General features: G+C 42.9%; 6 protein-coding genes. 5 read left to right on the plus strand and 1 reads right to left on the minus strand.

Annotated features, from left to right (window positions below; all coding sequences use genetic code 11):
* Nucleotides 1-81: 81 nt before the first annotated feature.
* The 4 genes from prmA to ADG81_RS08745 all read left to right on the plus strand — a co-directional run bounded on the left by prmA (nucleotide 82) and on the right by ADG81_RS08745 (nucleotide 4621).
* The gene (gene prmA, locus ADG81_RS08725; protein WP_049551481.1) at nucleotides 82-1032 is read left to right on the plus strand and encodes a 50S ribosomal protein L11 methyltransferase; all 951 of its coding nucleotides are present in this window, start codon (nucleotides 82-84) and stop codon (nucleotides 1030-1032) included.
* Between the two features lies 1 nt (nucleotide 1033).
* Nucleotides 1034-1777: a 16S rRNA (uracil(1498)-N(3))-methyltransferase gene (locus ADG81_RS08730; protein ID WP_004256076.1), complete on the plus strand. Its 744-nt coding sequence runs from the start codon at nucleotides 1034-1036 to the stop codon at nucleotides 1775-1777.
* A 10-nt stretch (nucleotides 1778-1787) separates the two neighbouring features.
* Nucleotides 1788-3584: an oligoendopeptidase F gene (pepF, locus tag ADG81_RS08735; protein ID WP_049551482.1), complete on the plus strand. Its 1797-nt coding sequence runs from the start codon at nucleotides 1788-1790 to the stop codon at nucleotides 3582-3584.
* Between the two features lie 245 nt (nucleotides 3585-3829).
* Entirely contained in the window at nucleotides 3830-4621 is a 792-nt protein-coding gene (locus tag ADG81_RS08745; RefSeq protein WP_049551483.1) for a DUF2785 domain-containing protein, read from the plus strand.
* Between the two features lie 107 nt (nucleotides 4622-4728).
* On the opposite strand, the gene ADG81_RS08750 is transcribed toward ADG81_RS08745, so the two are convergent.
* Nucleotides 4729-5493, minus strand: a complete 765-nt coding sequence (locus ADG81_RS08750) for a (S)-acetoin forming diacetyl reductase (protein WP_000048147.1) — start codon at nucleotides 5491-5493, stop codon at nucleotides 4729-4731.
* Between the two features lie 255 nt (nucleotides 5494-5748).
* On the opposite strand from ADG81_RS08750, the gene ADG81_RS08755 reads away from it, so the two are divergent.
* Complete coding sequence (locus ADG81_RS08755) at nucleotides 5749-6417, plus strand: MIP/aquaporin family protein (RefSeq protein WP_049551484.1); 669 nt, start codon at nucleotides 5749-5751, stop codon at nucleotides 6415-6417.
* Nucleotides 6418-6621 lie beyond the last annotated feature (204 nt).

The following is a 6621-nucleotide window of genomic DNA, read 5'->3' on the forward strand; positions in this document are numbered from 1 at the left end:
AGATAAACTTCTCTTAGACACAAGCGTCTTCAGAGAAGTTCCTATTTTGGCTTTGTGTTTTACGGGCTTGGTGTCTTAAATATGGAAACATGGCAAGAGTTAAAAGTTACAGTCAAGCGTGAGGGAGAGGAGTTGGTTTCCAATCTCTTGATTGAGTTGGGAGCGCAAGGCGTTGCGATTGAAGACAGCATGGACTATGTGGGAAATGTCGACCGCTTCGGCGAGATTTTCCCAGAGGTCGAGCAGCAAGAAGAAATCATAGTGACAGCCTACTATCCTGAAACAGTTGATGTAGCAGTGGTTGAAGCAGACTTGCAGGCTCGCCTAGCAGAATTAACAGATTTTATGGATTTGGGTGAGGTCAAGATGGGGACGACTGCCTTAGCTGAGGAAGACTGGGCAGACAACTGGAAGAAATATTATGAACCAGCTCGTATTACTCATGATTTGACCATCGTGCCGTCTTGGACAGACTATGAGGCGACTGCTGGAGAAAAGATTATCAAGCTAGATCCTGGTATGGCCTTTGGGACTGGGACACATCCGACAACTAAGATGAGTCTCTTTGCCTTGGAGCAGGTTCTTCGTGGTGGCGAAACGGTGCTAGATGTGGGGACTGGTTCAGGGGTTCTTTCTATTGCCAGCTCGCTACTTGGTGCCAAGGAAATCTTCGCCTATGACCTAGATGATGTGGCAGTTCGAGTTGCTCAGGAAAATATTGAGCTCAACCCTGGTATGGAAAACATCCACGTTGCTGCTGGAGACTTGCTTAAGGGTGTTGAGATTGAGGCAGATGTGATTGTGGCTAATATCTTGGCGGATATCCTTATTCATTTGACGGATGATGCTTACCGCTTGGTCAAGGATGAAGGCTACCTCATCATGAGTGGCATTATCAAGGACAAGTGGGACATGGTGCGCGAGTCGGCTGAGTCAGCTGGATTTTTCCTCGAAACTCACATGGTTCAAGGGGAATGGAATGCCTGTGTCTTTAAGAAAACCAAGGATATTTCCGGTGTGATTGGAGGCTAGCATGCAGCAGTATTTTGTCAAGGGGAGTGCAGTCTCTCCTGTCACCATCGAGGACAAGGAAACCAGCAAGCATATGTTTCAGGTTATGCGCTTGAAAGAAGATGATGAGGTGACCTTAGTCTTTGATGATGGTATCAAGCGTTTGGCGCGCGTCTTGGATGTTGAAAATCGTCAGTTTGAGTTGGTTGAAAAGTTAGCTGACAACGTGGAATTACCAATCCAGGTGACCATCGCATCTGGCTTTCCCAAGGGCGACAAGCTCGAGTTTATCACTCAAAAAGTAACTGAACTGGGCGCCAGCCAGATTTGGTCCTTCCCTGCCGATTGGTCGGTCGCCAAATGGGATGGCAAGAAATTGGGTAAAAAGATTGAAAAACTAGAAAAAATTGCCCTTGGAGCAGCAGAACAAAGCAAGCGTAATCTAGTACCAAGTGTCACACTTTTCGAGAAAAAATCAGACTTTCTAGCTCAACTGGACCAATTTGACTCTATCGTAGTGGCTTATGAAGAGTCGGCCAAAGAAGGAGAAGCCGCTGCGCTTTTACAAGCAGTTAATGGACTCGAGAAGGGAGCCAAATTGCTCTTTATCTTTGGTCCAGAAGGTGGTCTGTCACCTGCAGAAATCGAAAGTTTTGAAGCTAAGGGAGCAGTCTTGGCAGGTCTTGGTCCTCGTATTTTGCGAGCAGAAACAGCACCGCTTTACGCCTTATCAGCCCTTAGTGTTTTATTAGAATTAGAGAAATAAGAGGAAGAAAATGGAACAAAAACACCGTTCAGAATTTCCAGAGAAGGAACTTTGGGATTTAACAGCCCTATACCAAGACCGTGAGGATTTCTTGCGTGCAATCGAGAAGGCTCGTGAAGACATCAACCAGTTTAGCCGTGACTACAATGGCAATCTTCACACTTTTGAAGATTTCGAGAAGGCCTTTGCGGAATTGGAACAAATCTACATTCAGATGAGCCATATTGGCAACTATGGCTTTATGCCTCAGACGACAGACTATAGCAATGACGAATTTGCCAACATTGCCCAAGCTGGGATGGAATTTGAAACAGACGCCAGCGTAGCTCTGACCTTCTTTGACGATGCCTTGATGGTAGCAGATGAGGAAGTCTTGGACCGTTTGGGTAAATTGCCTCATTTAACAGCTGCCATTCGTCAGGCCAAAATAAAAAAAGCCCACTATTTAGGGGCTGATGTGGAGAAGGCCTTGACCAATCTCGGCGAGGTTTTCTACAGTCCGCAGGATATTTACACTAAGATGCGAGCTGGGGATTTTGAAATGGCCGACTTTGAAGTCAATGGCAAGACCTACAAAAACAGCTTTGTCACCTATGAGAATTTCTACCAAAATCACGAGGATGCTGAGGTTCGTGAAAAATCTTTCCGTTCCTTCTCAGAAGGTCTTCGTAAGCACCAAAATACAGCTGCGGCAGCCTATTTAGCCCAAGTCAAGTCTGAAAAATTATTGGCAGATATGAAGGGTTACGACTCTGTCTTTGATTATCTTTTGGCTGAGCAAGAAGTGGACCGTGCCATGTTTGATCGCCAGATTGACCTCATTATGCAGGAATTTTCGCCAGTCGCTCAGAGATACCTCAAGCATGTTGCCAAGGTCAATGGTCTTGAAAAGATGACCTTTGCAGACTGGAAATTGGACTTGGACAGCGCCTTGAATCCTGAAGTGACTATTGACGACGCCTATGATTTGGTCATGAAGTCGGTAGAGCCTTTGGGGCAAGAATATTGTCAGGAAGTTGCTCGCTATCAAGAAGAGCGCTGGGTGGACTTTGCTGCCAATAGTGGTAAGGATTCTGGTGGTTATGCGGCGGATCCATATCGCGTGCACCCTTATGTCCTCATGAGTTGGACAGGTCGTTTGAGCGATGTCTATACCCTGATTCATGAAATTGGGCATTCTGGTCAATTCATCTTTTCAGACAATCACCAAAGTTACTTCAACGCCCACATGTCTACTTACTATGTCGAAGCGCCGTCAACCTTCAATGAATTGCTTTTAAGTGATTACTTGGAACACCAGTCTGACGATCCGCGTCAAAAACGCTTCGCTCTTGCCCACCGCTTGACAGATACCTACTTCCATAATTTCATTACCCACCTCTTGGAAGCAGCCTTCCAGCGCAAGGTTTATACACTGATTGAAGAGGGAGAAACATTTGGAGCAAGCAAGCTTAATAGCATTATGAAGGAAGTCTTGACAGACTTCTGGGGAGGTGCCATTGAAATTGACGACGATGCGGCTCTGACTTGGATGCGCCAAGCTCACTACTACATGGGCTTGTATAGCTACACTTACTCTGCTGGTCTTGTTATCTCGACTGCGGGTTACCTCCATCTGAAAAATTCAGAAACTGGAGCCGAAGACTGGCTCAACCTCCTCAAATCAGGTGGCAGCAAGACACCGCTTGAGTCAGCCATGATTATCGGAGCGGATATCTCAACAGACAAACCACTCCGTGATACCATTCAGTTCTTGTCAGACACAGTTGACCAGATTATTGCCTACAGTGCCCAGTTGGGAGAGTAGGGGGATAGAAAGATTGTTCTAGAATGATGTTTATGGGTTTGTTAAGCGTCATTATAATTGGCTTGGCTGTAGCTATTTTCAAACACGCCGTTGAAGGTCATGATGTTAAAATTGAACTTGCGGTAAGTTGGTATTGATAGTTATTTACTTCATTTTTTATCAGATTGTATTTAATTGAGAATTCAATATTAAGTCATTTAAGGACGGCTTTTTGAACAGTTGCTAGAAATGTAGAGGTATTGACCATGTATCAAGAGTTACTTAGAAAAATAGCAGAAGAAAAACCAAGTTATCATCAGGAGGAAATCCAATGGTTGCTTGATCATTTGGGAGATTCTTCTCCAGAAATTCGCGATGACCTTGTTTTTACAAGCTTTGCTAGAGGGATTCAGGAAGAGCTATTTACACAGGAACAATTTCATTTCATTGCTGAAGGGATTTCATCTGATGGAGGGTTAGATAAAGAGATTGATAAGGTAGGCCTGTCAACCCTTGAACGTTCTTTTAGGGCGCTTATTTATGCAAATCTCTTGTCTGCAGATGCCAACCAGCAATCGATTTTTTATCAGGGATTAAAAGCAGAAATTCGTAATGTCCTTTTAAATCAAGGGTTGTACTATCTTTCAAAAGAAAAGGATACAACAGGTTTTTCAAGTCAGTATGGTTGGGTTCATGCTTTTGCACATGGAGCCGATTTACTGACAGAGGTGGTTTGTCATCCAGACTTTCCTAAAACCAGAGTTCATGAAGTATTTGAGATACTTGGCCAACTATTTAAAAGAATTTTGATTCGCTTTACAGATGATGAGGATTGGCGTTTAGCAAGAGTGATCTATGAACCTATTTTACAAGGGAAGTTGGAGCAAGAGCAAGTGGCTTCTTGGATAAAAGCTGTTGACTTTCCGATAGAAGAAAGGGAAGATTTTTATAAATTTTCCAACTTTAAGTCCTGTCTGTTGGAAGTCTATGTCCAACTTGACCAGAGAAATAGTTTACAAGATGACTTGAAAGAAGCTATCCAGTCTTTTCAATACTAGGGATAAGCTAATATTGCCTATTGAGAGAGTTTCTATTGTATCCTCCTAACTAATAATGAAGACTAATAAAAGAGGTTGAATCATTTTCCAACCTCTTTTTGTGTATCTTAATGGAATTGCATACCACCATCAACGATAATGGTTTGTCCTGTAATGTAGTTTGAATCTGGTCCTGCAAGGAAGCTGACGGCAGCAGCCACATCTTCTGGTTCAGATAGACGTTTTAGAGTAATATCTTTTGCAAATGTCTGCATACCCCATTCGTCATCTTTTCCTGCATTTTTACCAACTTCATGAGCGATATCGTACATCATTGGTGTTTTCACAATACCTGGTGCGTAGGCGTTAACAGTGATGCCTGAGTCTGCTAAATCACGTGCTAATGTTTGCGTGATTCCGCGAACAGCAAATTTGGTTCCACCGTAAACAGTTAGATTTGGGTTACCGACGACACCAGCTTGAGAGGTGGCGTTGATAATTTTACCTCCGTGACCAAGTGCTTTAAATTGTGCTTGTGCAGCTTGTGAACCCCAAATGACACCACCAACGTTGATACCGAAAGTACGTGTAAATTGTTCCTCAGTAATTGTATCAAGAGGAGTAGTTGGAGCAACACCAGCGTTATTTACGACAACATTCAAATCACCAAAATGGTCAACAACTTTTTGAAATGCTTGGGCAACTTCTGCCTGTTTCGAAACATCAGCTACGACAGCAAAGGCATTTTCAGCTGATAATTCGGCAACAGCTTTTTCAGCTGTTTCGGGATTGTAGTCTAATACTCCTACCTTAAAGCCATCTTGAACCAATCGTTTTGCGATTGCAAAACCGATTCCTTGACCTGCACCTGTGACAATAGCAACTTTAGACATATGATTCCTCCTTGGTATCCACGATACCATTCAAACGTTCATAAAAGAACAGCAAAGTTGTAAAAATTAGTTCCAATTAGGGAATAAATAACTCATTAGAACTATATTGATATTATATACCTTTGAAAAAAATGTTTCAAATAAAAACTACCGTTTTTACAGGATTCTAGCCTGAAAATTTCCAAACAATTTTCTTGAAACCCTTTCCTACTTTTGATAGACTAGTATCTAGTTTTTGAAAAAAGGAGAAAGAAAATGAAAAAATTTGTCGCTGAGTTAATCGGTACGTTCATGCTTGTGTTCATTGGGACAGGAGCTGTTGTTTTTGGAAATGGTCTTGATGGCCTTGGTCACCTAGGGATTGCCTTTGCCTTTGGTTTGGCAATCGTAGTTGCAGCTTACTCAATCGGAACTGTTTCAGGTGCTCATTTGAATCCAGCTGTTTCTATTGCTATGTTTGTTAACAAACGTTTGTCATCTTCAGAGCTTGTAAACTACATCCTTGGACAAGTAGTTGGAGCCTTCTTAGCATCTGCTTCTGTCTTCTTCCTCTTGGCTAACTCAGGGATGTCAACTGCTAGTCTTGGTGAAAATGCCTTGGCAAACGGTGTCACTGTCTTTGGTGGTTTCTTGTTTGAAGTTATTGCAACTTTCTTGTTTGTCTTGGTTATCATGACCGTGACATCAGAAAGCAAGGGCAATGGCGCGATTGCTGGTTTGGTAATCGGTTTGTCCTTGATGGCAATGATTCTTGTGGGATTGAACATCACTGGACTGTCAGTAAACCCAGCTCGTAGCTTGGCACCAGCTGTCTTGGTAGGTGGCGTAGCCCTTCAACAAGTTTGGATTTTTATCCTTGCCCCAATCGTTGGTGGAGTTCTTGCAGCCCTTGTTGCAAGAAACTTCCTTGGAACAGAAGAATAATTGAAACTCAAAAAGCCTTGCTCCTCATCTTGAGGAACAGGGCTTTTTCGTATTATACTTTTCGAAAATCTTTTCAAACCACGTCAGCTTCACCTTGGATTATATATGTGACTGACTTCGTCAGTTTTATCTGTAACCTCAAAACCATGTTTTGAGCAACCTGCGGCTAGCTTCCTAGTTTGCTCTTTGATTTTCATTGAGTAT

The sequence above is a fragment of the Streptococcus pseudopneumoniae genome, assembly GCF_001070815.1.
GTDB classification, from domain to species: Bacteria; Bacillota; Bacilli; order Lactobacillales; family Streptococcaceae; genus Streptococcus; species Streptococcus pseudopneumoniae_P.

What these genes read in the sequence shown, in the direction of transcription:
- prmA (WP_049551481.1), top strand. Translation starts at nt 82, where the DNA reads ATGGAAACATGGCAAGAGTTAAAAGTTACAGTCAAGCGTGAGGGAGAG.
- ADG81_RS08730 (WP_004256076.1), top strand. Translation starts at nt 1,034, where the DNA reads ATGCAGCAGTATTTTGTCAAGGGGAGTGCAGTCTCTCCTGTCACCATC.
- pepF (WP_049551482.1), top strand. Translation starts at nt 1,788, where the DNA reads ATGGAACAAAAACACCGTTCAGAATTTCCAGAGAAGGAACTTTGGGAT.
- ADG81_RS08745 (WP_049551483.1), top strand. Translation starts at nt 3,830, where the DNA reads ATGTATCAAGAGTTACTTAGAAAAATAGCAGAAGAAAAACCAAGTTAT.
- ADG81_RS08750 (WP_000048147.1), bottom strand. Translation starts at nt 5,493, where the DNA reads ATGTCTAAAGTTGCTATTGTCACAGGTGCAGGTCAAGGAATCGGTTTT.
- ADG81_RS08755 (WP_049551484.1), top strand. Translation starts at nt 5,749, where the DNA reads ATGAAAAAATTTGTCGCTGAGTTAATCGGTACGTTCATGCTTGTGTTC.